The organism is Synergistaceae bacterium, assembly GCA_017443945.1.
Taxonomy (GTDB): domain Bacteria; phylum Synergistota; class Synergistia; order Synergistales; family Aminobacteriaceae; genus JAFUXM01.
Window position 1 is genome coordinate 1 of record JAFSXS010000020.1, and the last position, 26748, is coordinate 26748.

The 26748-nt window shown below is 41.0% G+C and carries 26 protein-coding genes; 11 read left to right on the plus strand and 15 right to left on the minus strand.

The window, feature by feature from the left end; genetic code table 11:
* The 4 genes from IJT21_02300 to IJT21_02315 form a co-directional block, all read left to right on the plus strand.
* Positions 1-1194, plus strand: a 1194-nt coding sequence (locus tag IJT21_02300) for a DUF1156 domain-containing protein (GenBank protein ID MBQ7577077.1), incomplete at its 5' end; no start/stop codon positions are given.
* On the plus strand, positions 1187-3946 hold the full coding sequence (locus tag IJT21_02305; GenBank protein MBQ7577078.1) for an ATP-binding protein: 2760 nt from the start codon (positions 1187-1189) through the stop codon (positions 3944-3946). The genes IJT21_02300 and IJT21_02305, both read left to right, overlap by 8 nt.
* Positions 3947-4205: 259 nt before the next feature.
* Positions 4206-5261: an NAD(P)-dependent alcohol dehydrogenase gene (locus IJT21_02310; GenBank protein ID MBQ7577079.1), complete on the plus strand. Its 1056-nt coding sequence runs from the start codon at positions 4206-4208 to the stop codon at positions 5259-5261.
* Between the two features lie 58 nt (positions 5262-5319).
* Positions 5320-6237: a GTP-binding protein gene (locus IJT21_02315; GenBank protein MBQ7577080.1), complete on the plus strand. Its 918-nt coding sequence runs from the start codon at positions 5320-5322 to the stop codon at positions 6235-6237.
* Between the two features lie 9 nt (positions 6238-6246).
* On the opposite strand, the gene IJT21_02320 is transcribed toward IJT21_02315, so the two are convergent.
* The 8 genes from IJT21_02320 to IJT21_02355 all read right to left on the minus strand — a co-directional run bounded on the left by IJT21_02320 (position 6247) and on the right by IJT21_02355 (position 15142).
* Complete coding sequence (locus tag IJT21_02320; protein ID MBQ7577081.1) at positions 6247-7179, minus strand: GDP-L-fucose synthase; 933 nt, start codon at positions 7177-7179, stop codon at positions 6247-6249.
* A gap of 201 nt (positions 7180-7380) precedes the next feature.
* Positions 7381-9534 (minus strand): ATP-binding cassette domain-containing protein, encoded by a 2154-nt coding sequence (locus IJT21_02325; protein MBQ7577082.1) that lies wholly within the window; start codon positions 9532-9534, stop codon positions 7381-7383.
* Between the two features lie 20 nt (positions 9535-9554).
* Positions 9555-11699, minus strand: coding sequence for an ATP-binding cassette domain-containing protein (locus IJT21_02330; GenBank protein ID MBQ7577083.1), 2145 nt, complete (start codon positions 11697-11699; stop codon positions 9555-9557).
* Complete coding sequence (locus IJT21_02335) at positions 11696-12169, minus strand: hypothetical protein (GenBank protein MBQ7577084.1); 474 nt, start codon at positions 12167-12169, stop codon at positions 11696-11698. The genes IJT21_02330 and IJT21_02335 overlap by 4 nt, the downstream gene beginning before the upstream one ends.
* A 2-nt stretch (positions 12170-12171) precedes the next feature.
* Entirely contained in the window at positions 12172-12960 is a 789-nt protein-coding gene (locus IJT21_02340) for a response regulator (protein ID MBQ7577085.1), read from the minus strand.
* Between the two features lie 70 nt (positions 12961-13030).
* Positions 13031-13465, minus strand: a complete 435-nt coding sequence (locus IJT21_02345) for a hypothetical protein (protein MBQ7577086.1) — start codon at positions 13463-13465, stop codon at positions 13031-13033.
* A 12-nt stretch (positions 13466-13477) separates the two neighbouring features.
* Positions 13478-13687, minus strand: a complete 210-nt coding sequence (locus IJT21_02350; GenBank protein MBQ7577087.1) for a bacteriocin — start codon at positions 13685-13687, stop codon at positions 13478-13480.
* A gap of 24 nt (positions 13688-13711) precedes the next feature.
* A complete protein-coding gene (locus IJT21_02355; GenBank protein MBQ7577088.1) occupies positions 13712-15142 on the minus strand; it encodes a radical SAM protein in 1431 nt (476 codons plus the stop codon).
* 230 nt (positions 15143-15372) lie between these two features.
* Between IJT21_02355 and IJT21_02360 the strand changes: the two genes are divergently transcribed.
* Positions 15373-16140, plus strand: coding sequence for an ABC transporter substrate-binding protein (locus tag IJT21_02360; protein ID MBQ7577089.1), 768 nt, complete (start codon positions 15373-15375; stop codon positions 16138-16140).
* Complete coding sequence (locus tag IJT21_02365) at positions 16141-17091, plus strand: AIR synthase family protein (protein ID MBQ7577090.1); 951 nt, start codon at positions 16141-16143, stop codon at positions 17089-17091.
* A gap of 174 nt (positions 17092-17265) precedes the next feature.
* Here the strand turns inward: IJT21_02365 and IJT21_02370 are convergent, their stop codons facing one another.
* Positions 17266-18030, minus strand: a complete 765-nt coding sequence (locus IJT21_02370; protein ID MBQ7577091.1) for an ABC transporter ATP-binding protein — start codon at positions 18028-18030, stop codon at positions 17266-17268.
* A gap of 35 nt (positions 18031-18065) precedes the next feature.
* Between IJT21_02370 and IJT21_02375 the strand changes: the two genes are divergently transcribed.
* Together IJT21_02375 and IJT21_02380 are read left to right on the plus strand one after the other, a co-directional pair.
* Positions 18066-19232, plus strand: coding sequence for a hypothetical protein (locus IJT21_02375; GenBank protein MBQ7577092.1), 1167 nt, complete (start codon positions 18066-18068; stop codon positions 19230-19232).
* Positions 19229-20488, plus strand: a complete 1260-nt coding sequence (locus IJT21_02380) for a hypothetical protein (protein ID MBQ7577093.1) — start codon at positions 19229-19231, stop codon at positions 20486-20488. The genes IJT21_02375 and IJT21_02380 overlap by 4 nt, the downstream gene beginning before the upstream one ends.
* Positions 20489-20532: 44 nt before the next feature.
* Here the strand turns inward: IJT21_02380 and IJT21_02385 are convergent, their stop codons facing one another.
* Together IJT21_02385 and IJT21_02390 are read right to left on the minus strand one after the other, a co-directional pair.
* Positions 20533-20859 (minus strand): hypothetical protein, encoded by a 327-nt coding sequence (locus IJT21_02385; protein MBQ7577094.1) that lies wholly within the window; start codon positions 20857-20859, stop codon positions 20533-20535.
* 33 nt (positions 20860-20892) lie between these two features.
* Positions 20893-21450 (minus strand): hypothetical protein, encoded by a 558-nt coding sequence (locus tag IJT21_02390; protein ID MBQ7577095.1) that lies wholly within the window; start codon positions 21448-21450, stop codon positions 20893-20895.
* A 112-nt stretch (positions 21451-21562) separates the two neighbouring features.
* Here IJT21_02390 and IJT21_02395 point away from each other — a divergent pair, with 112 nt between their 5' ends.
* From IJT21_02395 to IJT21_02405, 3 genes are all read left to right on the plus strand, one after another.
* The gene (locus IJT21_02395; GenBank protein ID MBQ7577096.1) at positions 21563-22252 is read left to right on the plus strand and encodes a response regulator transcription factor; all 690 of its coding nucleotides are present in this window, start codon (positions 21563-21565) and stop codon (positions 22250-22252) included.
* Complete coding sequence (locus IJT21_02400; GenBank protein MBQ7577097.1) at positions 22242-23609, plus strand: HAMP domain-containing histidine kinase; 1368 nt, start codon at positions 22242-22244, stop codon at positions 23607-23609. Before IJT21_02395 ends, IJT21_02400 begins: the two co-directional genes overlap by 11 nt.
* A 79-nt stretch (positions 23610-23688) precedes the next feature.
* Positions 23689-24786, plus strand: coding sequence for a glycosyltransferase family 4 protein (locus IJT21_02405; GenBank protein ID MBQ7577098.1), 1098 nt, complete (start codon positions 23689-23691; stop codon positions 24784-24786).
* 18 nt (positions 24787-24804) lie between these two features.
* Here the strand turns inward: IJT21_02405 and nusB are convergent, their stop codons facing one another.
* Genes nusB through efp form a run of 4 tightly spaced genes read right to left on the minus strand, consistent with a single transcriptional unit; the run spans position 24805 to position 26714 of the window.
* Entirely contained in the window at positions 24805-25272 is a 468-nt protein-coding gene (gene nusB, locus IJT21_02410; protein ID MBQ7577099.1) for a transcription antitermination factor NusB, read from the minus strand.
* Between the two features lies 1 nt (position 25273).
* Positions 25274-25720: a hypothetical protein gene (locus IJT21_02415; GenBank protein ID MBQ7577100.1), complete on the minus strand. Its 447-nt coding sequence runs from the start codon at positions 25718-25720 to the stop codon at positions 25274-25276.
* Complete coding sequence (locus tag IJT21_02420) at positions 25721-26161, minus strand: Asp23/Gls24 family envelope stress response protein (GenBank protein ID MBQ7577101.1); 441 nt, start codon at positions 26159-26161, stop codon at positions 25721-25723.
* Entirely contained in the window at positions 26139-26714 is a 576-nt protein-coding gene (gene efp, locus IJT21_02425; protein MBQ7577102.1) for an elongation factor P, read from the minus strand. Before efp ends, IJT21_02420 begins: the two co-directional genes overlap by 23 nt.
* Positions 26715-26748: the final 34 nt, after the last annotated feature.

Here is a 26748-nt window from a genome sequence, read left to right on the forward strand (position 1 = left end):
ATCTCGACCGACCCTCCCTATTATGACAATATCGGCTATGCTGATCTATCGGACTATTTTTATATATGGCTGCGAAAGAATCTGCGTAAAGTTTACCCCGATTTATTTGCAGTTATGACGACTCCCAAGAATGAAGAATTAATTGCGACTCCCTACAGACATGATAATAAGGACGAGGCAAAAAATTTTTTCGAGTCTGGAATGCTTGAGGCCTGCAAAAAAATTTATCTCTATGCAAGCGATGATTACCCTGTTACGATTTATTACGCTTATAAGCAGAAAGATTCTGACTCGCCGTCTTCAGCATGGGAGACGATGTTATCAGCAATAATTAACGCCGGATTTGTCATAACTGGAACTTGGCCGATGAGAACGGAATTAGTATCAGCGTTGAAGAAAAAAACAAGCTCTCTAGCATCGTCGATAGTGTTAGTGTGCCGCAAACGTCCAGAAAACGCGCATTCAATCAGCCGCCGTGAATTTATGAGAGAGTTGCACAAAGAGTTAGAGTCGGCGTTAAAGACTCTTCAAGCAAGCAGCATAGCACCAGTAGACATGACTCAATCAGCGATAGGGCCGGGAATGGCTGTATATTCGCGATATTCGAGTGTGTTAGAGTCAGACGGCAAAGCAATAACGATTCGGGAAGCCCTGCAAATAATCAATGATGAACGCGATAAAATTTTACATCCCGATAATATAAATTTGGACGCAGAGTCGAAATTCTGCATAGAGCTTTACACTATGAAGGGCTTTGACACGATTTCATACGGTGAGGCAGATACTTTGTCGCGCGCAAAAAATGTAACAGTTGACTCGCTTGTGAAAAAGGGCGTTTTGTTTGCCAGCGGAGGTAAAGTACATTTAACGGATCGCGAAAAATTGCCGTCAAACGCAGATTTAAATATCACTTGGGCATTGACTCAGAAATTGACTCATGCGATGTCTACGGGCGGAAATGAAGAATGCGCGAACATTATAAAAAATTTGGGCAGTGCAGAACGTGCGAAAGATTTAGCGTACAGACTCTATAATATCGCCGAACACAGAAAATGGAATCAGGAGTCATACGCGTATAATGCTCTTGTTTCGTCGTGGCCGGAGATAGTGAAGAAAGCTGCAAAACTTAACGAGAAATCGCCATTTGTGCAGAAAGAAATTAATTTTCAGGAGGGCGAACAAGTAAATGAATAACTTAACGAGCTGGAGAGAAATAATAACGCCTCATGATGATGTAATGAAGGGAGTCTACAAGAATTCAGATTTTGCGATAGATCTTGCACAGTCAACGAGCGGAGAAGGCCGGGACGAGTATTCAAACCCGAACGAATTTTTTTCGCGCACATATTTAACGTCAGGTATGAAGGGTTTATTACTTCAGGCAGCAAAGCGGGTAACAAATCAGGACGGCGACCCAGTAATGCAGATAAAAACGGCGTTCGGCGGAGGAAAGACTCACAGTATGCTTGCATTGTATCATTTTATGCGTTCAGGAAATAATATAAAGTCTGTGCGTGAGATTCTTGATGAGGCGAAAATTTCTGCATTGCCTCGTGTAAATATTGCTGTTCTTGTTGGTACTGCATTAAATGTGTCTGAGGCGAGAGTCTCAAAAGTTTTCCCTGACATAAAGATAAATACTTTCTGGGGAGAAATGGCGGCACAGCTTGCGGAGTCTTCCGGTGATAAGACAATTTTTGAGCGCGTCAGAAAAAATGATGAAGATGGTACATCGCCGGGATCACAAGTTTTGCGTGAAATATTTGACTCTTGCGGGCCGTGTTTAATCTTGATGGATGAGATAGTAGCGTATGGGCGTAAATTGAATGACAGAAAATTATCTGCTGGTACGTTCGGAAATTTTATAACGTTCATTCAGGAATTAACAGAAGCGGCCAGAACGAGCAAAAATAGTTTAATAGCTGCGTCAATACCTGAGTCAGATATGGAAGTTGCCGACTCTCAGGGAAAAGAAATTTGCAGGACGATAGAAAAATTTTTTGGCAGAATTGAGACGATTTATAATCCTGTAGAACCCCGCGAAGGTTTTGAGGTTGTGAGACGGCGATTATTCAAGGAGTGTGCGAATCCGGAAGCAAGAGACATAACGGCGGACTCATTCAGCAAATTTTACCGTTACAACAAGAAAGATTTTCCCTTTGAGGCCAGCGAATTATCATATAAGGACAGAATAATATCATGCTATCCGATTCACCCTGAAATTTTTGACAGGTTATATAAAGAGTGGTCGACGCTTGAAAATTTTCAGAGGACTCGAGGCGTTCTGCGTTTTATGGCGAGTGTGATATATAATTTATGGGACAAGAGCGACTCTAACGCTTTAATAATGCCCGGTTCGATAGATTTCAGCGAGCAGAATATCAGGACGAATCTAATAAAATCTTTGTCATCACAGGACACTTGGAGCGCAATAATAGATAATGAAGTTGACGGCCTTGACTCGATTCCCCGCAAAAACGATAGAGAAATTACACGTTACGGCAAAGATCACGCGTCAATAAAGATAGCTCGTGCAATCATGTTAGGGAGTGCGCCTTCAAGCCCATCACAGCAGAAAACAAAAAGAGGGATAGACTCGGCGAGCATAAGACTCGGAGTGATTCAGCCCGGCGAAAATATTTCTGTCTATAATGACGCATTAAACACGTTAAGGGATTCACTTGCATACTTATATTCTGACTCTGACGGAAATAATTTCTGGTACGACACGAGGCCGACCCTCCGCAAAACTGTAGACGAGAGAGCCTCACAAGTTGATGATTTGAAGATTGACTCTGAAATAATTAAACGTTTGGGAAAAATGAATCGCGGTCAAATTTTTTCAGGTGTTCACGTCTGCCCGGACAGTGCATTTGATGTAACAGATGAACAGAGAGCGAGACTCGTTATATTGCCGCCTTCAAAATCTTATAACGGCCGTGATGATGATATTGCTAAAAAGTTTTGTCTAGAGATAATGAATGACTGCGGGAGATCGCCGAGAATGCACAAAAATATGTTAGTTTTTCTTGCTCCTGACTCTGAAAACTTAGAGGGCTTGAGGAAGATTGCGAGATTTTACATTGCGTGGCGTTCGATAAGTGATGACAGGGAAATTTTGAATCTTGATTCGCGTCAAATACGGGAGACTCAGGCGAATATAAAGCGTTATGACGATGAAATTATGAATAAATTATGCTCGGTTTGGATATGGCTGTTAGTGCCAAGTCTTGAAAATGGCCAAGATCTGAAGAATTTAAATTTTGAGCGGTACAGGATCAGCAATGACGGCAGCAATTTAATCGAGCGCACAGAGTCAGCGATAAAAGACTATGATTTAATTTATACGAGCTGGGCACCTGAAAATCTCAGATTCGAACTTGATAAATTATTATGGGACGGAAAGAATGATATTTGCGTAAAAACTTTATGGGACTGTTTGACTCAATATTGTTACTTGCCGAAACTCGCGAAATACAGCGTGCTTGAGACTGCGATAAAAAGGGGTTTAGAGTCTGATAAATATTTTGCGCTTGCTGACTCGAAAGATTCTGACGGTAAATATATAAACTTTAGATATAATTTTTCGTGTGAGTCAGTGAATAAAGAGTCATATCTTGTGAAGCCTGAATTTATCCCGAAGCCTGAAGAATCAAAGCCGCAAGACTCGACCAAGCCCGAACAAGAAAAAATTACGACTCCTGAACCTGAACACAAGACGAGAGAATTTTATTTGACAGCGAAATTGGATCCTTCGAGATTTGCGCGCGATTTTGACAAAATAAAAGATGAGATAATACCGCATTTAATGACTGGCGGTAGTCTTGAAATTTCTGTAAATATAGATTTTGTTGCTTCCGATGAAATATCAGGGAATATACAGCATATATTAAGCGAAAATTGCAAAGCATTGGGCCATGAAAATTTTAGATTTGTTAAGGAGTAAACGCGATAAAAGGTTTTCGCCTTTGACGCTGCTTGTACGCCATTAATGACGATAAAAAAATTTTGTGATTCATGCAAGGGGGACCCCCTAACGCCCGTCCCCCTTACCCCCTCCCCGCCCAGGAAGACGCGCCATTAATAGCGATAAAAAGGTTTTGCATTTATAGAGTCATGATATTATGCTATAATTCAAAAAGTTTTATACAATAAACAATCATCAATTACAGCAAATTATAGAATCAACGAAGGGAGATTTTAGCGTGAAAGGTTACGCAATGTTAAAAATCGGTGAAGCCGGATGGATCGAGAAAGATCGTCCTGCGTGCGGCCCTCTTGATGCAATCGTGAAGCCCCTTGCATTATCACCCTGCACAAGCGATGTACACACAGTCTGGGAAGGCGCAATCGGAGACCGTCATAATATGATTCTCGGTCATGAAGGCTGCGGAGTCGTTGATGAAGTCGGCGCACTCGTCAAAGATTTCAAGAAGGGCGATAGAGTCATGGTCGCTGCAATTACACCTGACTGGGGATCACTTGAAGCGCAGGCAGGATACGGCCAGCACTCCGGCGGAATGTTAGCGGGCTGGAAATTTTCAAACTTTAAAGACGGTGTTTTCGGCGAATATTTCCATGTCAACGAGGCAGACTCGAACTTAGCACACCTCCCCGACTCAATTTCTCCTGAAGAAGCATGTATGTTATCTGATATGGTGCCTACAGGATTTCACGGCGTAGAACTTGCACAGGTAGAATTTGGCGACACAGTTTTAGTAATCGGAATAGGGCCGGTCGGATTAATGGCAGTCGCGGGCGCAAACCTTCACGGAGCAAGCAGAATTATTTGTGTAGGAACGCGCAAAGTTTGCAGAGATGCAGCAGCTTTCTACGGTGCAACAGATTTTATCGGCTACAAGGACGGCAGCATTGACGAACAAGTTTTAAAGCTCACTGACGGCAAGGGCGTTGACAAAGTTGTCATTGCAGGCGGCGGCGTTGAGACATTCGAACCCGCTATTAAATGCCTTAAACCGGGCGGAAGAATCGGAAATGTAAACTATCTCGGCAGCGGAACATATGTAACAATCCCGAGAGCTGAATGGGGCTGCGGAATGTCAAATAAAGTTATTGCAGGCGGACTCATGCCCGGCGGAAGATTGAGACTCGAAAAGTTAAGCAGTCTCGTTGCTTGCGGAAAATTGAACGTCAAGAAATTAATTACTCACCCGTTCAAAGGCTTTGAGCACGTCGAAGATGCTTTAATGCTCATGAAGAATAAGCCGGCAGATCTCATTAAACCGGTTGTCGTGCTTTAATATTTAAAAATTTTGTGAGACGCTCTGTAGAAAATTGCAGGGCGTTTATTTATTTATCATGCAGGTACTAATTATAAGTGGCTTTCTCGGAGCAGGTAAAACAAGTTTCATCAAGGCCATGACACGCGCGACGGGCCGTCAATTTGTCGTGGTGGAAAACGAATTTGGAAATTCAAACGTTGACAGCAAATTATTGAATCAGGACGCAATGAAAATTTATGAGCTTACAGAAGGCTGTATTTGCTGCTCGATGAATATGGATTTCTCGCTGTCTGTCATGACTATAGCAAACACTTTGAATCCTGATTATATAATTGTCGAACCGAGCGGAGTTGCAATGCCTTCAAGGATTCTGGAGAGTCTGCGCAAAATTTCATATGAGAATATCGGCGTGCTTGCTCCTGTTGTGATAGTTGACTCGCAAAATTTCAGGGAAGAGAAAAATTTTTATCCCGAATACTTTAATGATCAGTTAGACTCTGCCGGAAATGTTGTATTATCGAAATCTGAAAGTTTATCACAAGACGGCTTCAACGAAATTTATAACGAGCTTGCAATCAAAGACGGCGTAAATTTCCCGTTAGAGCATTACTCAAAGTGGCCGCGCGAAAAATGGTTTGAATTATTGACTCTCAAAGACGGCAATAAAGCAATAAAATCATCCGTTAATCCCGAAGAAAGATTATCGAGTCTAGCACTGGCAAATATAAAAGTTTCATCACCCGACGAGCTTATATACAAACTTGAAAATTTATTATCAGGCAGTTACGGCGATATTGTGAGGTCGAAAGGCTTTGCGGCGTGTAAAAATGGCGTGTTAAATTTCAGCGTCGTTAATAGAATCTATGAAGTAACAGAGTCAGCTATAAATAATAATTCTGATATTGTCGTAATCGGTGAAAATTTGAAAGTTGAAGCGATAAATAAACTTTTCGGTGGTTCAATCATAGACGAAGACGAAGAAACCGGGCATTAAACCCGGCTTTTACTCTCTATATTTGCGCTTGAAATCCTCATATGATAATTTAATTCCTTCGCGGAGACTCGTTTTATCGTGCCATCCCATAGAATGAGCTTTGCTGACATCCATTAATTTGCGCGGAGTCCCGTTCGGCTTTGAAGTGTCCCATAAAATTTTGCCGTTGTAGCCGATAATTTCTGCTGTTAAGTGCGTTAAATCCTTGATAGAAATTTCTTTGCCGCTTCCTGCGTTTACTGTCTCATCGCCTGAATAATTATTCATGAGAAACACGCACAATTCGGCCAAGTCATCAACAAATAGAAATTCTCTTAACGGGCTGCCGTCGCCCCAGCATGTAACTTCAGGGAGATTATTAATTTTTGCTTCATGGAATCTGCGAATCAAAGCCGGCAAAACATGACTGTGTTCAGGGTGATAATTATCGTTTATTCCGTACAAGTTGCAGGGCATTACGGAAATATAATCGGTGTGATATTGTTTGTTGAGAAATTCACAATATTTTAGCCCGGAAATTTTTGCGAGTGCATATGCTTCGTTAGTCTTCTCAAGTGAGCCGGTTAATAAATATTCTTCCTTGATGGGCTGAGGCGCGAGTCTCGGATAAATGCAGGAAGATCCAAGAAATTCAAGTTTTTTGCAGCCATTTTTCCACGCGGAATTAATAACGTTCATCTCAAGAATCATATTTATATACATGAAGTCAGCGAGTGCCGCCGAATTTGCACCTATTCCGCCTACTTTGGCAGCAGCTAAGAAAACATATTCAGGCTTCTCGTCAGCAAAAAATTTTTCTACTTCTGATTGACGCGTTAAATCTAATTCCGAATGTGTGCGCGTAATAATATTTGTATAGCCCTGCTTTGTGAGTTCGCGCAAAATTGCAGAACCTACCATGCCTCTATGGCCTGCTACATAAATTTTTGAGTCCTTAAGCATAAAACTTTTCACGCTCCTATAATCTAATCAATTTATAAGCAACATAATATAGCGAAAACACTTTAAAATCTATACAAGCAAAGTCAAAAGCTAAAACCTTTTTGCACGTCTACAGTTAAGGGTATTCCACGCACGGGCCGAGTAGTTCCCACCCGCCCACCCGTTTAAAGTGTATTCCCCGCGATGAAAGAGTGAATATCGCTATATCTGACGTTCTACAAGTTCAGCAAATAAGCCGTGTTTATTCATTAATTCGTCATAAGTTCCCGACTCCGCGATTTTCCCGTTGTCAAGAACTAGAATTTTATCGCAGTTTCTCACGGTCGAAAGTCTGTGAGCTATTATAATTCTCGTGCATTTAAGCTGTTCGAGTGAGTCAGCAATTATTTTCTGAGTGATATTATCTAGTGCGCTTGTTGCCTCGTCGAACAATAAAATTTTAGGCCTTGACGCTATTGCACGCGCGATTATTATTCTTTGTATCTGACCGCCCGAAAGTGTCCCGGCTCCTTCGCTTATGAACGTCTGCATCTTCATGGGCATTGCGTTAATGTCGTCATAGATTCCGGCCATTTTTGCAGCTTCCCACGCGTCATTTTCCGTCAAGTTAGGCGCAGAAATTATTATATTCGAGTAAATGCTTCCGGGAAATAATTTGCTATTTTGCATGACACAGCCGATATTTTTGCGAAATTCTTTAACGTCAAGAGTCTTTAAGTCGTGGCCGTCATAATAAATTACTCCCTTCTCCGGACGTTCAAAGCCTAATAATAAGCGCATTAACGTACTTTTTCCCGCACCGCTTTTTCCGACTATTGCAACGTATTCGCCTTTGTTGATCTTCACTGAAAATTTGTCGAGAATTAACGGCGTTTTTGGCGAATATCTGAAGCTGACATTATTTAATTCTATAGTGCCGTGAATGGGCTTACTTTTTCCGTGCGATATTTCCGGAACTGACTCTAAAATCGGTCTCACCATGTCAAGCAGAGGATTTATTGACGCAATAGACAACGCTGCACCGCTCAAAGCAACAAACGCCCCCGACAATAACCCGTATGAAGCAGTAAAAGCCATATAATCATCAGGCGAGACTCCTGCACTCACAGCAGACGAATATAATATAAACGTTCCCGCTAAAGTTATTGCAGGCTGGAAAACTTGAGTCAGCTTCAACAATATAGGCGGGTCATAATTAAGTTTTGCAATTTGCCTGTATTGATCTGCCCATTTCGCAAAGGCCCGGCGTTCTGAACCCGATAATTTAATTTTCTGGATTCCCGTTACAAATGCGTAAATTAACCCGTATTCTTTCGCAAGTAATTTCGTTGTGCGGGTCATTATTACTGAATGCCCATACGTCAACAGCACCGACGAAATAAATAACGCAGAAACTATTAATACAGCCGGACGAACAAGCGCAGGAGTAAATATAAAAATTTGCCGGAGATAAAATAAACTCATTATCGCAGTTAATCCCAATGAAAAAATTACGTTCGCCATAGTTGTACATAAATTGCTTGCTGATTCTGCACGCTGGGCAAGTTCTCCCGAAGAATACTGCTTGAAGAAGTCCGCCGGAAGTTCTATTACTCTCATCATTACAGCCGATTCAACATTTGCATTTGTCTTGATATTGATTCGTGATAGTGCAAGATTTTTCGCGACATTAAATAACGTTACTGAAATCCCCGACGCTATAATAAATATAAATACCGCAGCCGCCGCACTTATATTTTTACTGTAAATCGTCTGTGAATAAATAATCTGCGTCAAATAAGGCGTTACCATTGATACAAACGTTACACAAAGAGTTATTAGCAATATAGAAATTATGTCCGACAAATTTAAACTTTTCAGAGCGTGATTTATTAAATCCGTAATAGTGAGCTTTCTTGCCGGTAATGGACGATAAAAGCAAAGTGCTTCATGATGTAAATTTTTCTGAGTCTTGGAATTGATTCTAATTTTCCTGCCGGTCTCGTAGTCTTTATAAGTGTAGCCCCTGTAATCAGGAATCAACGCAATATAACGGCCTTCTTTAGTCGACGCTAAATAAATCCCCGCCGAGTCTTTGTACCAGCCTTCAGTTAAAATTACTTCACGGCGCATAATCCCATTTGAGGCAAAAATTTTGTCGAGCTTGATATTAATTTCGTCGTCTTCTATATCTCTTATGCTGTCATAAATATTATAGAATCTCGCAATTTCTTCAAGTGCACTGCTTGAGTCGTCCTCAACATCGAAAATTTTTCTGCCCATTATTGCCTCTGATATGCTGCTAAAGGCGTTAGAGAAAGAGTCTAAATCTGATTGCATTCTCGTGTGTATTTGTTCATCAAACCAGTTTGACATAAAAAATTTTCCTCCTGCCTCTATTCATTTGTAATCAGAGACGCATAATACCCGCATTTATTCATTAATTCCTGGTGAGTGCCTCTGTCTAAAATTTCGCCGTTTTTCATCACGATAATTTCGTCGCAGTCCCTTATTATAGAGAGTCTGTGAGATATTATTATTCGCGTTATTCCCCGTGCTGAGATTGCATTTATCAATTTATATTCTGTCTTAGTGTCCAGTGCGCTTGTTGCCTCATCAAGAATTATTATAGTAGGGTCTTGGGCAAGTGCTGAAGCTATTTCGATTCGCTGTTTCTGACCGCCTGAAAAATTTTTCCCGCCCTCTTGAACGTCTGACGAGTAATCCCCGTCCCGCTGTAATATTTCATCATGAATCATTGCATCACGCGCGGCCAAGATAATTTCAAAGTCTTCAATTGATTTATCCCACATGCGGATATTATTAGAAATTGAGTCCTCGAATAAAATAGCTTCCTGACTGACACACGCTACAGAGCCGGTGAAAACGTTTCTATTAATTTGCGATAACTTTTTGCCGTCAAATAAAATTTCGCCCTCCCAGACATTATAAAGACCGGTGATTAATTTTGCGACGGTAGATTTTCCGCACCCTGAAGGCCCGACAATAGCGACACTTTTTCCCGGTTCGACTCTCATTGAGAAATTTTTTAGAATCGGCTCGCTTAACTTGTTATAACCGAATGTAATATTATTCACTTCAACAAGGCCGCTCAATTTATTTATTTCCTCGTCGGGCAAGTCATTATCATATTCAACGTCAACAGGATATTTAAAAACGTCCTGCACACGTTCCATTCTTGTTCGCATTTCTTGAAGCTGCTGGCCTGCACTTATTAACATTTGAGCTGGACTCGAGAACGCCGCTAAATATCCGTTGAACGCAGAAATTAAACCGATTGTCCATTCACCTGTCATTATTAATCTTATGCCCAAGAATAAAATTATATTTGATGACAATAATGACAACAACGCCGGAAGCTGCCCTAAAGTCTGATTCAATCTCTCAAATTTTACCAGTTGAGCAAGTGAATTAGCTTGAAAGCCTGCCCATCGCGTAAAGAATCCGTTTTCTGCGCCTGATGATTTAATAGTTTCTATCATGTCAATTCCCATTAGAGTTGTGCTGCTTAAATTTGCCTGATCGCGCATTTGTACACGAGTTATATTTATTCTGTGCTCTGAAATTATCTTAGCGAGAAATAAATTTATGATTACAGCAAGAATCCCGATAAACGCAAGAGTCATACTGTAATTGAGCATGATAACTAAATTAAATATCATCACGACAGAATCAAGAATTAACGGCGTAAAAGTGTTTATCAGAATGCTTGATATTCCCTGATTCGACACGTAACGATCTGCAATATCTCCGGCCATACGCTGCTCGAAAAATTCTAACGGGAGTCTCAATATATGCCACATAAATGAAGTATTTGACATCGCCGTCATTTTGCCCTGAAGCCTGAGAAAAAATATAGCTTTTATTCCGAGTGCTAGAATCTGCGAAATTATTACGAGTCCAAGCAATATAAAGAATCCTTCTGACCACTGCAAATGTCTGGCCGTTAATAAATTATCGACGAAGAATCTATTAAATGCCGGCAGTAACATCCCTATCAATGAAGTAATCAGAGTCGTTAAAGCAGTAATCAGAAACATTTGGAACGCACCACGCAATTTTTGACGCGCAAAACCGAGAATAGACGCAGGACGGCCGCCCGGTTTAAAATTTTCGTCAGGCTCAAGCACTAAGCAAATTTCAGAATATGATCGCTTGAACTCCTCAAAAGTTATTATTACATGGCCTCGTGCAGGGTCGTTGATTGAAACTTTATTCTTGTGAAAACCGTTGACGACAACAAAATGATTATTTTCCCAGAAAACTATAACGGGGAAACTTGCATTTTCTCTCAAAGCCTGTGCATCACAACTAAATGCTTTAGTGTGTAAATTATATTTCTGTGCTGCCCTGTAGATGTTGCGCAAATTAGAACCATCGCGGGAGACTCCGCAGTCCCGGCGCATTTGTTCTAACGGGATCCAGAGTCCGTAATAAGCAAGTATCATATCAAGACAAGCTGCCCCGCATTCGAGAGCTTCAAGCTGCATTATAATGGGAACTTTTGCAAATTTTTTCATCGTAATAAAAAGTGTACGGGCTTAACTATGCCGGTTATAAAATTTGCCTCTGATACGTTTTGAGGCGCGTTATCGAATTTCATCGAGACAGCAAATAACCTGTCAAACTCGTTTATGTGCATTGCTGCTGAAGTTCTGCGCCCGATTGATTTAATTATTTCGTCATACCTCATTACGTCGTGTGAAATATTTGTGATTGTGCCGGTTATCGCTGTGTTGTCGATTCTGACTGTCATACCGTTTTGAAGCTGGGAAACTTGGCCGTAAGCGAGAAAAGCTCTCGCCTCGTGTCCCTGCATGAAAATAGGTGCTCTAAACGATATTTCTATTTGTCCCATGAATATCCAGACGAATAATCCCGCAAGAAATGCAATAATCGCGCCTAAAATTATCCAGACTCCGGGGTTGCTTATGCGGATATAATTATTTAACTGTTCCGGCGAAGTGATTCGATTATTATTTTCCGGCATAACTAATTACCTAATGCATTATACTGCGCCCAATCGTAGCAAATCATATAATCGCCCCTGTATTGACGATGTGCGGAAGGATCGCCCTTGAGGAAATTATAAGCGTCGCACTCGAAAGTATCAGGTTTTATCGCGAGAAAACTTTTGCGCCTGATTAAAATATTTCTTATTCCTGCATCCATGAGCGTATGAACTAACGAATGAACTAATACATGATAATAGCCGTTTACAATATCGTCATAGGGTCTGTCGCCGAAAAGTGCTGCACATGACTCACGAGCTGTAACGCCTGCCCCGCGCCTGTCGACCAAAAGTGCAAGAAGTTCTTTAGCTTTTGTACGCTTAAATTCGATTATATTTCCGTCAAGAAAAATGTTAAATCCTCCGAATGTCTGGACGTAAATTTTTCCCTTAGTCTTTATGGGTGCGGGATAATTGTTCGAGATATAATTAATTTCGCGTTTGATGTCCCGTTCAGTAACTTTTTTCAGCAAATAAGAGTCTGCGTGTACTGCAAATGCTTCTGGATAATAATCTGTGCTGTTAGTTACAAATATAATATGAACATCTTTGCGGATAGATTTCAATTTTGCTGCGAGTTCAAGACCGCTCATATATCCGGGGTCAAGCTCGATTTCAATAAATGCCGCGTCAAAATCAAGTGAGGGCAGTGTTAAAACGCTTTCGGCAGATTGTTTTGCGATAATCTCCATACCGGGGACGACTTTGTGAATAATATTTGATAAATTATTTAAATCCGATAAATTGTTATCGACCAATAAAAAACTCATTTGAAGCCTCCTGATATAGTGTAATTTGTTGTAATAATACCATAAAGAGACCTCAAATGAGCAAAAAATTTTACGCTAAACCGATACCGCCGTTATTGCATGAGCAGCGAGAACCGCCGTTAGTAGGGTTATAGCCGTCGCCTTGTCCTGAGCAGTAGCAGTCTAACTCTAATGCGCCGTCGCTGGGACGATAGCCGATTCCGTCGCCTGTTCTGTTGCAGTAACATGAGCTCGTAACTTTGTTAGGCTGGAAATTTACACCGCCTGCAACTGATTTAAGCTCGTCTTCTGAAAGCAGATACATTTTTTGAGTCTTGAAGTCTTCAACTGGGATATTATGTCCGTGAGCTGCTGCAATTTTTGCGCTGGCCTCAAGTGCTGCTTCTGTTGCTGCCTCTTTGCTGTCTTTACCTTTTGCGGCCTCTGTGCAAGCCTTTGCTAATTCCTGCTTGAGTGCCTCATCCTTTGACGCTAATTCGAGAAATTTTCTTGCGTTTTCCTTCATGATAATACCTCCTTAAATGATTGCTTTGCTGTCAGCATATACGATACCGCTCTCATCAGTTTTCTTGTCTTCGGCAGGGTTAACTTTACTTATGATTTCAGGCTTAGCAGCAGACTCGCCGTTAAGTCCAATTCCGATTCCGCCTGCAACTGATTTAAGCTCTTTGTCCGTTAATTCTTCTTCTGAAGATGTTGCAAGAATTTTTTTTGCTTCTTCCTTCACGATTAATAATTCCTCCTTAAAAATTTATTTCAAAGCCTGCCACAACGGACTCTCGAAAACTATAGAGTCAGCGTTCGGCCTAACTTTTTTCACGGTTCTAATAATTTTCTCTACCCAGCCGCCCCTGAATAATTCGCATGAACTCGGAGACTTACCCATTATATTATTTTCGTCAGCGCTAAGAGCATCGGCCCGGCACCCTCCAAAACAGTTATGACCGTACTTGCATTTTTCGCAAATTTCATTGAGTGCAAGATATTCGCTTGCTTTGGTCTCGATTAATTTCATGTAGCGCGAGTCAGTTATGCACTGAGATAAACTTTTTTCTGTTATGAGCGGGAACTCGTTTTGAATGCTCATTCCTGACAGGGACATACACGGAAGAGTCCGGCCTTCAGGAGAAATATACATAATGACTCTTGCATGACCGCAGATACAAAAAGTTTTAGGGTCAATATCGGGCATAAACGACGGAATATCAAATTTATCCGGTTCACTTGGCCTAGCAGTGAAGAAACCTCCGAGCATTAAAGCTAACGGCATATTGTCATAGTAATATTGCGGAATATAATCGAGATAAAGCGCGAAAAGTTCTTTGATTGACATAGACTCGCCAAAATTATTTTTCTTCCATTCACCGACATTAGCAACAGGATTAGTCTTGAGACTCTTTACGCCTAAACCGCCCAAATGTTTTATGCTTTCACGCAGAGTGTGTTTATTGTGTTGATGTAAGCACATTTCTGCACCGGTCGGAAATCCCATATCACGACACAAAGCAAATGCACGGTCAACAATTTTTTCTGCGCCGTTAATGCCTCTAAGCCAGTCATGCCAGCCCGCACCGTCATAGCTCATATTAAATTCCGGGTGAATGTTGCGTTTATCGAGTTCGCGTAATAATTTTTCATTCACAAGAGCGCCGTTAGAGTAAATCTGCTTGATAATTATATTGCGTTCGAGGAGTGAATCAACAATTTCGAGAAAGTCATCACGTATTAAAGGTTCTCCGCCGGTTAGACTCACGTTCATTATTCCGCAGTCGCCTAATTGATTAATTATATTCATGATTGTGTCGTGATTTAATTCGCCTAATTTCGCGTCAGGTGCTGACATGTAACAATGTTTGCAGCGATAATTACATTTTCCCGTGATTGACCAGTGAGCCTGCCTGATATAACGTGCAGGATATAATTTATACTCCTGAATTGCATTAAGGCCGTGTCCGGGTTCGCATTGTTCGATTACTCCGGCATTCTCGGCGATGTTGATATATTTACGAACGTCATCACTAATAACCGGCAACGACAAATCAATTTTCCCGTTACAATATTCTAGAGCATTCATCATTTTTTCGTCGATAAAATTTGCTCCGCCCGTTTTGAGATTCATTACTGCATATGGTAATTTCTCGTAACCCCGCAGAATAAAATTATCCTTCAGCCTATAATACAATTCATTTCACCCCTTACCGCTCACATAAATTTTCAAGCGTGCGAATATTTTAACACAGATATGTTTACAAAGTGCAAACTATTAGCAAAAGTGTGCGTCAAAAATTTTTTATTCCAAAAGTTTTATAATTGTCGAGTAAATAAATTTTATAGGAGGAATCTATTATTAGACGTTTATATTTCGCTGCAATTCTGCTGTTATTCATTATCACGCCCGTTAAAGCTGAAAATTTGCGCATTATTTCATTATATCCGGGACATTCTGATAATATTTTTGCGCTGGGAGGGGAAAAACTTTTAATCGCACTCTCAGAAAACGATGACTCGGACTTATTGCCGGATTTGCCAAGAGTCTCTATGAGGTCGAACGCTGAAAAAATTTTATCGCTGAGTCCTGATATTGTCGTTACAAGAAGTTTTGCGGAAAGACTCAACCCGAACTTATATGAAATTTTGCGCTTATCAGGCGTTAAAGTCTTGAGTCTCGATCCTCCAAGCTGGGAAAATTTCCCGGAATATTTAAAGACTCTTGCGCGAGAATTAAATTTAAACCCTGACTCAGCAATCACGAAATTAAATAATATCCGCGAAAATATAATATCTCAAGCACAAAATATAAAATTTAAGCCTAGAGTCTTTGTTGAAGCCACGTCAAGAGAAATTCACACATGTGCGCCGGACTCGTGGGCAGCAAATTTAATAGCTCTTGCAGGGGGAATAAATATCGCTGATTCTGCAAAATCTCTGCGCGCCGGGAGTGTCATAGCTCCATTTGGCCTAGAACGTGTGATAAAATCTCTCGAAAATCTTGATGTCTATATAATTCAAACCGGAGCAATGAACAGCACAACACTTCAAGATTTTAACGCAAGGCACTGGGCAAAAGCTCTTAAACACGTGAAAGTTTACGAGGTGCCGGAAAAATATTTAAGCCGTCCTTCTTTGCTTGGACTCGAAAAGGGCGGAGAGATTCTCATAAAAATTTTTAGGGGGAAATAAATTTTGCCGGGAAAATTAAATCCTGATATTTTGCGCAAAAATGTCTTAGATTTTACGGGAGCGAAACGAAATGATTTATTAGTCGGCGGCGGACTTGGTGAAGACGCTGCATTAATCCGCGTTAATGATGGGATTCTTGTCGCTGCGTCAGATCCCGTAACAGGTGCAGAAAAAAACGCCGGAAAATTGCTCGTTCACGTAAACGCAAATGATTTAGCCTGCAAAGGTGCTGACCCTTCGTGGCTTATAGTAACGCTTATAGTTCCGGACTCAATGGGCGTAAAATTTATAAGCTCAATCATGCAGGAAATTCACGAGGCTTGCAAAGAATTAAATATTTCAATCGCAGGAGGACACACGGAATTAACGAACAAATATTCACAGCCGGTTATTTCAGCTACAATGTTGGGAATGACAAAATATAATTTGAGCGCGAAAAATATTCGTGAAGGCGATAAAATTTTATTGACCGGCCACGCAGGACTCGAGGGCATGAGCATTATTGCGCAGGATCGGGAAGATTTATTTTCGGAAATTTTTTCACGCAGCGAGATAAATATTATTCAGTCATGGAGCAGCGAATTATCAATTATGAGACCTGCTAAAATTTTGCGTGAGTTTGCCCGTTACATGCACGACCCTACAGAAGGCGGACTCAATGGCGCATTATATGAGACTTCAGAAGGCTGTAAAATGGGAATAAAATTTTTTGCTGACTCTATTCCGATTTCAGATTTTACAAAACGTGCGGCGGAAAAATTAAATTTTAACCCGTTAAATTTAATCTCGTCAGGCATGTTATTAGCTGTGATTGCTCCTGAAAAAGTTTGTGAAGCTCAGGAAAAATTAAAATCGTCCGGCATAGATTCGAGCATAATCGGTGAATTTGATCCGCGCGAAAAAAATAATTTCAGCACTCACGAAGAATTATGGGGGATTCTTTCGCGTTAAATTTAAGTTGTGATAAAATATTTTTGTGCAGTTCTCGATTATGGGGGCTGCAATTTTTTTACAACTACATTTACAACTACAAAAATGTTGACTCGTTTGTGCAATGATAATTATTCGCGAATAAAAATTTTTTCTTAACGTGATAATTTGCGAACAAATAAAATTTTTTAATAATTATCCCGGTAAAGCACGCCACATTTTTGACTCGACAAAATCAGAATCATATAAATCACTCAAAATTTTTGAGTCCAGACTCTCGCATTTATTGAACGAAATTAATTCGCCGTCTCTGAGTCCTAAATAATAATCAGAGTAAGCTAACGATAAATTTATGTCGTGAACTGCTGTTATAATTGTCCGGCCTTCACGCGTTAAAGCCCGCAAAATCTCGAAGACTCCCGCTGACCTTCCCGGATCTAATGCGCTCGTAGGTTCATCAAGCAAAAAAATTTCTGTGTCCTGAGCAAGTGCCGCCGCTAAAAAAGTTAATTGCCTCTCACCGTCTGATAATGAAGTTATGTCGCGTTCTAATAAATGAGTGATTCGCAAAGTTTCAGCAGCTTTTGTGATTAAAGCCTCGTCAAAACTTGTCAGCCTCGAAAATAGATTCATATAGGGCAATCGTCCTAGCGCAATAATTTCACGAGCACTAAAGCAATATGACGGCTTAAAATTTTTATCACTCATCACAAAACTTACTGAACGCGCAAATTTTTTTCTTGCAATATCGCGGACTTCACGAGAATTTAATTTAACGCTGCCGAGATAATTTTTCAGCCCGGCCAAGACTCGCAGGAGTGTACTTTTTCCGCTGCCGTTAGAGCCTATCAACGAAATTAACGCACCTGAAGGAACACGAAAATTTAAATCTTTCAGGACTCTATTTTTGCCGTAATCAGCGCATAAATTATTAATCTCGTAAATTTCTCTCATTTGCAAATTATATAATATTTCGATACGAGGTGAATTATTACGTGAAAAAGTTTATTGTAATGATATTATTAATTACGGCGATAAAAGCTCAAGCCCTGCCGGTAAAGCATGACTCGCGCGTTCTGCCTGTGAAATCGCAAAAAGTTTTGGAGACCTGTTATTCATTTGCAGCAATGGGAGCATGTGAAGCAAATTTTATGACTCATAATCCTGACTCAAATATTAATTTGCCGGGGGATTTCTTAATTTCTTACGCTGAAGAGTTATTTACATTTCCAGCATTAGAACTTGGCGACGAGTTCACAGCAGCGGCGATATTGTCAAGACTTCCGGAATTTTGCGGACTTAGGCTCAGGGACGTATATTTTATGTCGCGTCATATGCCGTTCGACAAAGATTTTATCAGCGATGAGACGAGAAAAAATTTAATTCTCGCTAACGGTGCAATTTACGCGGGAATCTTTGTAGATCACAGACTATTTGAGAGGCGCGGAAAAATTGTAACTTACTTCAACAACTCGCAGGAACGCAGAATAAATCACGATATTTTGATTACCGGCTGGGATGATAATTTTCCGTTGTTCTACTTCAATCCGAGACCGTCAAAAAATGGCGCGTGGCTCGTTAAAGACTCATGGAAACCGGAAAACAGCGAAAACGGTTATTACTGGATTCCTTATGAGCAGAATATTAAAGGCGGAGCAGCATTTATCACCGAAAAATTTAATCCTGACGCGAGAATTTATTTGCATGATGATTTAGGTTATTGCAGCTCTATAAAATTTTCGTGGGCAGCAAATATTTTCAGAGTCCGCGAAGATTTAGAATATCTCAATGAAGCAGCATTCTACACGCCCAGAAATAATATGAGCTGGGACATTTATATTTATGAGTGCGGGAAAAATTTTCCAGATTCACCCGTGTCAGGCATTCTGAAGAGTCATATTTCCGGAAAATTTGATTTAGCAGGCTATCACACTGTAGAGATTCCCGAAAAATTTTCATTATGGCAGGGGACTTATTTATCAGTTATATTAAAGCTGGGAGCTAAAATAATGCCGGTAGAGACTCAGATTATAAATTATTCTGACAATGCAGTAATAAACGCGAACGAGAGCTATTTTTCACTAGACGGCCAAAAATGGACTGACGGTAAAAATTTAAACTCTAACGCGTGCATAAAAATATTTACGGTGATTCGAGAATGAGAAAAATTTTTATTATTATATTTGCGTTACTAATTGCGGGAGAATCTTACGCGCTGCCGAGCCGTTATGACCTTCGCGGCTTTAACAGAGTCACTAGCGTAAAACATCAGGGAATCCCCGGACCTTGCTGGGCATTTGCGGCACTGGGAGCAATGGAGTCAAGCTGGCTGACTCAAAATTTAGGCGGCAACCCCGATTTATCAGAAATTCATTTAGCTTATTACGTCTACAAAGACTCTAATCCTGCAAGAAATTTCACATCAAGACTCAAAGACGGGACTCTAAGGCTTGAAGGCAATATTTTCAATGCAGCAGCTTTCTTGTCGCGTTTATCTGGGCCTGCAAACGAGAAAGATCTTAGATACTCAACTACAGAACTTGATGACGTAAAAAAATTTGCTTCCCGCAAGAATCCCGAAGATTTCAGACGGCCAATGAGGTTAAGAGACGCATTTTTTATGTCGCGCTATGAGAATCCTTCAGACACTATCAAGAAAGAATTAATCATAAATTACGGCGCAATAGTTATAACTTTCTGGCACAAACTCGACAAATTTCACGGCAATACATATTTCAACAACAACGGCCGGAAAACTAATCATGACGCATTATTAATCGGTTGGGACGATAATTTTTCGCGCAATAATTTCACTCCTAAGCCTGCTAAAAACGGTGCTTGGCTGGTAAAAAATTCTTTCGGGACAAGTACGGGTTATTTCTGGATGTCGTACGAGCAATTTACTAGAGGCGGGACGGCTTTTATCGCAGAAAAAAATAATCCCCGCTTGAGTCATTACGGTTATGATGATTTAGGCTGTTGCAGCGCGTTAAAATATTCGTGGGCAGCAAACATTTTTAGAGTCCGGAGGCGCAAAGAGTCTCTCATTGAAACAGGATTCTACACGACTCATAATAATGCGGGCTATGAAATATTTATTTATTTGCACGATAAAAAATTTCCTGACTCTCCTGTATCAGGCAAGTTAATTGCTAATTTTTCAGGCGAAATCAAGTATGCAGGCTATCACACTGTAAATTTGCCCGAAAGAATAAATTTGACTCATGAGGAATATTTTTCTGTAGTGCTGAAACTTTCAAATAAGTTAATGCCTGTAGAGACTCGAGTCAAAAACTTTTCAGAGAATGCAGTTATTCACGCGAAGGAGAGCTATTTTTCACGAGACGGGCAAAAATGGACTGACGGAATAAAATTTAATTCTAACGCCTGTATCAAAGCATTCACTATAACGCGATAAAAAAATTCCCGGCCGTTTTTGTATGACCGGGATAAAAATTTTCGTTATTCTGCCTCTGCGTCTGGTGATTCTGGGTGTCTGTTGAAGTCCTCGACATCGTTTAAATATTTCTCGAACTCCCAAACGTCTAACTCCTGTTGCAGCTTAATAATTTTCCCATAAACCTCGCGGGCCTCTGCTTTATTGAGCGGATGACTCGTTAAAGCCTCGTCGAGATCTATATTTAATTTTGCAATTTCCGTAACTTTCTCGCGGATTTCCTTAGGCATATCGGGCGCAAACATTGAGTCGTGATGTCTGCTGCCGTGAAATGCTAAAGCTGTCCCCGAAAATAGCATTACGATTAATAATACTGCCGCAAATTTCTTCATGCTTTAAAATCTCCTTCCCGTTATTGTCGCTAATTATCTTCTCGGCGGTCGCGGTCCGGGTCCTGGTCTTGGGCCTGGGCGTGGGCCGGGTCTTGGCGGTAATGGTCTCGGCGGCATTGGTCGAGGTCCTGGGCCGGGTCTCGGTGCAAATCTTGGGCCAGGTCCTGGTCTTGGGCCAAATCTCGGTCCGGGAGGAGGCGGCGGCACTGGTCGAGGTCTGAAGCGCGGGCCAGGCGGCGGAGGAGTCGGGCCATAACGTCTATATCTCGGGCCATAATCATAATCATCAAAATATGGCGGAGGCGACGGTACATGCGGTCCGGGTCTAAATCTCGGTCTCGGCGGCATTGGTCGAGGTCCTGGGCCGGGTCTCGGTGCAAATCTTGGGCCGGGCGGCGGAGGCATATGCGGGCGAGGTCCGGGAAGCGGAGTATGTCTGTTTATCAGAGGCGGATTAGCTGTATTCGTTTTTCCGTTGTCTGATCTTACCGCGAGCGTGTCAAGTTCCTTAGCCTTTGCAGATTCAGCCGTAAATAAAATACTTCCTGCTGCAATCACTGTAAGGGCTATTGCTAGAGTACGTTTCTTCATCTTTGTTAAACCTCCTTTATTTCTCTCAATCTTTCAACGCTGATAGAATAACAATAAAATATGTGCGTCATATGAATTATAAATGAAAATTTTGTGAAGGAGTAATACTTACATGAAAATATTGATAGTTGAAGACGAAATCTCTATTTCTGAAGTCGTCAGCGCATATGCAAAACGTGAGGGACTCGAGACAATTTGCGCGTTTGACGGCCTGGAAGCATTAAATTTATTCGAGTCAGAGAGTCCTGATTTGGTCGTGCTTGATTTAATGCTCCCGAAATTAAACGGTGAAGAAGTTTGCAGACGAATCCGCGAAAAATCTAACGTTCCTATTATCATGCTCACAGCAAAAAGCAGCGAGTCCGACGTTGTGTCAGGTCTTGACTTGGGCGCAAATGATTATGTAGCTAAACCCTTCAGCCCGCGAGTCTTAATGGCAAGAATCCGCGCACAGTTACGGCCGAGAGAGAGTTTAACCCGCGATAATTTAGCGTCAGGTTCATGCGCAGACGGAAGAATCGAAATTGACCCCGAACGCGTAGAAATTCGCAAAGACGGCGTTGTTATTCCCGTTACAAAAAGTGAATTTCTTATTTTCTCGACTCTTGCGTCAAAACCGATTCGCACATGGTCGCGCGAAGAAATAATAAGATCTGCTCTCGGTGATGACTATGACGGCTTTGACAGGACTATTGACACGTACATAAAAAATTTGCGCAAAAAATTAGCTGAACCAGGCCACGAAAACGGCTGGATAAAAACTATTTACGGATTCGGATATAGGCTCGACGATGAAAAATAGATCTCTGAGATTTCATTTATTGCTGCTTTATGTGCTGCTTGCTGTGTTAAGCGGTATCGTTGTGCCTTCACTGGGAGTTAGATTAAGCGTCAATGCGTTCAGAAATTATTTAATTAACCGCCGTCAAGCAGATCTTGAAAATTTAAGCGAGTCCCTTGTTGAACTCTATCACGAAGAAGGCGGAAAATGGGAACGACGCAGAGTAATGGACATTTTGCGGCCTGCACCTCAATGGGGAGGAATGACAATCGCGTTAAAAGATTCAGAAGGAAACGAAATTTTTACACTCCAGCCAAGACGGCCAAGACCCAGAAATCACAGAGAGCCTCAAAATATGGAAATTGAAAACTTTAATATAAATCTCGACGACAATAACGGAAAAATTATCGGACTTCTTGAAATCGAACGCAGAGTCCCTCAATGGAGCTATCACGACAACCCGTTTATAAATTATTTGACGCGTTATACGTTGGCAGGAGCTTTTATCATGATAATTGCTGCTTGCGGGCTTGGTTATTTTGTCGCGGGAAAGTTAAGCAGGCCGGTCATTAAAGCTATTGAACGTGCAAGACAAATTTCACGCGGAGAATATGACTCAGACGATAATTTAAAATCTTCAGGAATCAGGGAACTTGACGCACTCACAAAAGGAGTCAGAGATTTAGCGCGGTCTCTTGAAGGTCAGGAAAAATTACGCCGCCGATTAATGGTCGATGTAGCTCACGAGCTGAAAACGCCTTTAACTGTAGTGATGACTCAGATAGAAGCAATTTCCGACGGAATATTAGAGCCTACTCCCGAAAGATTAAATCTTTGTGTCAACGAGATGCAGAGATTAAGCGGCTTGATCGGAAATGTTGAGACTTTAACGCGTCTTGAAGGCGAGACTCTTGCGATTCACACGGAATTAACTGACATGAAAAAATTTCTTGAACCCGTCATAGAAAGTTTTGCGCCGCTTTTCGAGAAGTCCGGGATAATTTTAATGAGTGAGCTTGCAAATAAAATTTTCTGCGAGATCGATACAGACAGCTTCAGGCACGTTATAGACAATTTATTATCAAATGCTCATAGATATACTAATAAAGGCGGCCAAGTTACATGCAGGCTTTCACGCGAAAATAATAATGCAGTTATCGAAGTCAGCGACACAGGAATCGGAATATCAGATAAAGATTTGCCCAACATTTTCGAGCGTTTTTACAGGACTGATGAGTCACGCGCAAGAATAACAGGCGGAAGCGGTGTCGGACTTGCAATCGTCAAAGCGTCTGTCGAGGCTCACGGCGGAAAAATTACAGTTACGAGTCATAAAGATAAGGGGAGCTGCTTTAGAATCACTCTGCCGGTGAATTAAATTTATTTTACCGCAATCATTGTTTAAGGCTTATAATGTTAAGACTAGGGGATTTATTTTATACAGGAGTGATTAATTAATGTCAGAACAAAGCAAACACCAGATATTTTGTGCATTATTTGACATAAAAAATGAACACATCATAAAGGATCACGGTTTATTAACATGGGGAATGCACGAATATTATAATTACAACTCATTTTTTGCGACGTACAAGAATGACGATTACCCAAATTTGAAATATCTTCCCGGCGTAAAAATGGAATTTATCCCGAAAAAGTCCGGCAACTGGTTAAAAGATTCGTGTTCATGGCTGCGGAAAAATGCGAAAAGAATCGACGTGTTATTTATTTATCACCTTAGGCGGGTTACTTTGTCTCAAGCATTAATCTATAAAATATTTAATCCGCGCGGAAAAATTTATCTCAAGCTGGACGGCTGGCCCCTTCCTCGTGAAATGTCGTTCTTTATGCGCAAATTAATGCAGCTCGAAATAAAATTATGCGATTGTGTCAGTACAGAATTTCGAGAAAATACAGAAATATTATCGCGTTCATGGAAGAAAAAAATTATTCCCGTTGCTAATCCCGTTAACCCGAATGAGATTCAAGACTTTAAAAATTTTTCACAACGTCAAAATATTATATTAACCGTCGGGAGGCTCGGCACATATCAGAAAGCTACAGAAATTTTGCTTGAGTCATTCGCAAGAATCAGCGCGCAAATTCCAAACTGGACTCTAAAACTTGCAGGTTATATCGCAGAAAATTTGAACATCGCAGACGATTTTTACGCAAAATATCCGGATTTACGGGAACGAGTTATTTTCACGGGCGAGATCAGAGACCGCGAACAATTAATAAATTTCTACAGGGACGCGAAAATTTTTGCATTCCCGTCAAGATTCGAGAGTTTCGGAATAGCACTAACTGAAGCAATGTCGCAAGGTTGTTTTGCAGTTGTCAGCGATATTCAGTCAAGCAGGAATCTAACAGAAAATTTTAAATTCGCACTCTCCAGCAAAGTAGACGACATTGACGGACTCGCGAAAAATCTTCTATACGCCTGCACACATGAAAACGAGACAGAAAAATCAGCACTCGAAGGCCGCAAAGCAACACTTGAACGCTGTAATCTAAAATTTATATGCGACTCAATTATTGACGAGCTGAAATAATTATTTTATCGGCCATGATTAATTAAAAATTTCCCTCTGTGCGAAAAATTTTGCTGCCTTGACCATGACTCCATTAATAAAACGCGATGAGTCCCTAGTCCCGAATGAGTTTGCGAGCTTGTTTGCTTCACTGATTGCGGATTTCACGGGAAGAGACTTCAACATAAAGCCTTCAAGCACCATTAAGCGCAAAATAATTCTGTCTACAATTACCATTCTTTCGGGTCTCCAGCCTGTTACGATTCTCAGCAAAAACGAGTCAATCTCATTTTTACGCGTAATAACTTGGCCGATAAGCTCGCGTGAATGCATTTTTACTTCCGGAGTGTCGCCGCTTGTTAATTCCTCGTTGTTCATAAATAATTCTATTGCAGTGTTCAAATCCTCGTATTGATTTACTTCAAGTGAGAATAAAAATTGTATTGCAAGCTCTCTAGCTCTGTGAATTGCCTGAAATTTTTTGCCGATAAATTTTTTGTTTGCCATGTCATGCGCTCCAAAATCTGCGTGTAATAAGTGAAAGGCCGCGCACAATGAACCACGCCGCCGAACCCCAGAAAAGAGTCCAGAAAAATCCTTCAAAACCTGCAGTAACTATCACAGCTAAACACGAAGCAGCACCAGCCCACGTCCATGAACTGCGCACAAGTGAAGCAAGCCAGCTTTCAGGAGCAGCCCACACAACCGACGAGATAATGCCCATAGGTTTGAATATAGAATTTAAATGCGACTCAACTTTTTGCTTGATTTCCGGGATTAAATCATCTTCGGACAGAACAACGCTTAAATCTGCATTATTATCGCTGCCCGAAGGTGATAGTGTTATGCTGTACAGTCTGAGACGTGATTTTATAGTGCTCTCGACAAATTCATATAATCCGCCGCTTGAAATTCTGATAGTCCCGTGTTCTGTATTCTTCCATAAGAAATACATTTATTCGGCCTCTTCATCCTGCGGGGGTAGTTCGATATTGACTTGATAATTATCGCCCGGCCCTGCGTAAATTCCCTGAACACTTACATTCACGGCTTTGACGTTATAACCTGTGTAGCGTTCGAGATTATCTTTTATTTTTTCCTGAATGTCCCACGCTAAATCCGGGATTCTCTGGCCGAACTTCACGAGAACATATGCATCAACGTTTATATTTCCCTGTGAGTGATCCACTGAAACGCGAATACCTGTATTTTTGCGGCCAAGACCGAATTTACTTGCAAATTTCGACGCAACTTTTATATTTTGTATGCCTTGAATCGTTTTTCTTGCAAGCTCGATTATAACGTCTTCGGAAATATGGATTAATCCGCCGTTAGCAGCTTTATTTTTTCCGTCTCTAGCTGACATAATGTGATTAATTTTTCTTTGCGCGTTCAAGATAAAGTCCTGTGCGTGTATCGACGACTATATCTTCGCCAGGTTCAATGAAAACGGGAACAGTTACGACGAGTCCTGTCTGAAGAGTCGCAGGTTTACCGCCGCCCGTTACTGTATCGCCTTTAAAGCTGGGGGGAGTCTCGATAACTTTCATTGTTACACTTTTAGGCAATTCTATGCCCATGACTTTGCCCTCAAAAAATTCGATCTGGATCTCTAAATCATCAACTAAATATTTTGCTGCGTCTCCGAGAACTTGAGGCGATAATCTCATTTCTTCATATGTAGCAAGATCCATGAAAACATAATCTTCGCCGTCTCTGTAAGAATATTGCGCGGGTTTATCCTCGTAAATTATGCGCTCAAATTTTTCGCCAGGTTTAAATGAATTCTCAACGATTGAGCCTGTCTCTACATTGCGTAATTTAGTGCGTACAACTGCACCGCCTCGGCCCATTTTGTGATGATCATATTCTACGATTTCCCAAATAGCGTCCTGCCAGCGTAATTTTAAGCCGACATAAAAAGTAGTAGTATCTGCTACTTGTGCCATTTATAAATATTCCTCCCTAAGTGCAAATAAAATT

Coding starts and splice junctions, on each gene's coding strand:
- IJT21_02305 (MBQ7577078.1), top strand. CDS start 1,187: ATGAATAACTTAACGAGCTGGAGAGAAATAATAACGCCTCATGATGAT.
- IJT21_02315 (MBQ7577080.1), top strand. CDS start 5,320: ATGCAGGTACTAATTATAAGTGGCTTTCTCGGAGCAGGTAAAACAAGT.
- IJT21_02320 (MBQ7577081.1), bottom strand. CDS start 7,179: ATGCTTAAGGACTCAAAAATTTATGTAGCAGGCCATAGAGGCATGGTA.
- IJT21_02325 (MBQ7577082.1), bottom strand. CDS start 9,534: ATGTCAAACTGGTTTGATGAACAAATACACACGAGAATGCAATCAGAT.
- IJT21_02330 (MBQ7577083.1), bottom strand. CDS start 11,699: ATGAAAAAATTTGCAAAAGTTCCCATTATAATGCAGCTTGAAGCTCTC.
- IJT21_02335 (MBQ7577084.1), bottom strand. CDS start 12,169: ATGCCGGAAAATAATAATCGAATCACTTCGCCGGAACAGTTAAATAAT.
- IJT21_02340 (MBQ7577085.1), bottom strand. CDS start 12,960: ATGAGTTTTTTATTGGTCGATAACAATTTATCGGATTTAAATAATTTA.
- IJT21_02345 (MBQ7577086.1), bottom strand. CDS start 13,465: ATGAAGGAAAACGCAAGAAAATTTCTCGAATTAGCGTCAAAGGATGAG.
- IJT21_02380 (MBQ7577093.1), top strand. CDS start 19,229: ATGAGAAAAATTTTTATTATTATATTTGCGTTACTAATTGCGGGAGAA.
- IJT21_02385 (MBQ7577094.1), bottom strand. CDS start 20,859: ATGAAGAAATTTGCGGCAGTATTATTAATCGTAATGCTATTTTCGGGG.
- IJT21_02390 (MBQ7577095.1), bottom strand. CDS start 21,450: ATGAAGAAACGTACTCTAGCAATAGCCCTTACAGTGATTGCAGCAGGA.
- IJT21_02395 (MBQ7577096.1), top strand. CDS start 21,563: ATGAAAATATTGATAGTTGAAGACGAAATCTCTATTTCTGAAGTCGTC.
- IJT21_02400 (MBQ7577097.1), top strand. CDS start 22,242: ATGAAAAATAGATCTCTGAGATTTCATTTATTGCTGCTTTATGTGCTG.
- IJT21_02405 (MBQ7577098.1), top strand. CDS start 23,689: ATGTCAGAACAAAGCAAACACCAGATATTTTGTGCATTATTTGACATA.
- nusB (MBQ7577099.1), bottom strand. CDS start 25,272: ATGGCAAACAAAAAATTTATCGGCAAAAAATTTCAGGCAATTCACAGA.
- IJT21_02415 (MBQ7577100.1), bottom strand. CDS start 25,720: ATGTATTTCTTATGGAAGAATACAGAACACGGGACTATCAGAATTTCA.
- efp (MBQ7577102.1), bottom strand. CDS start 26,714: ATGGCACAAGTAGCAGATACTACTACTTTTTATGTCGGCTTAAAATTA.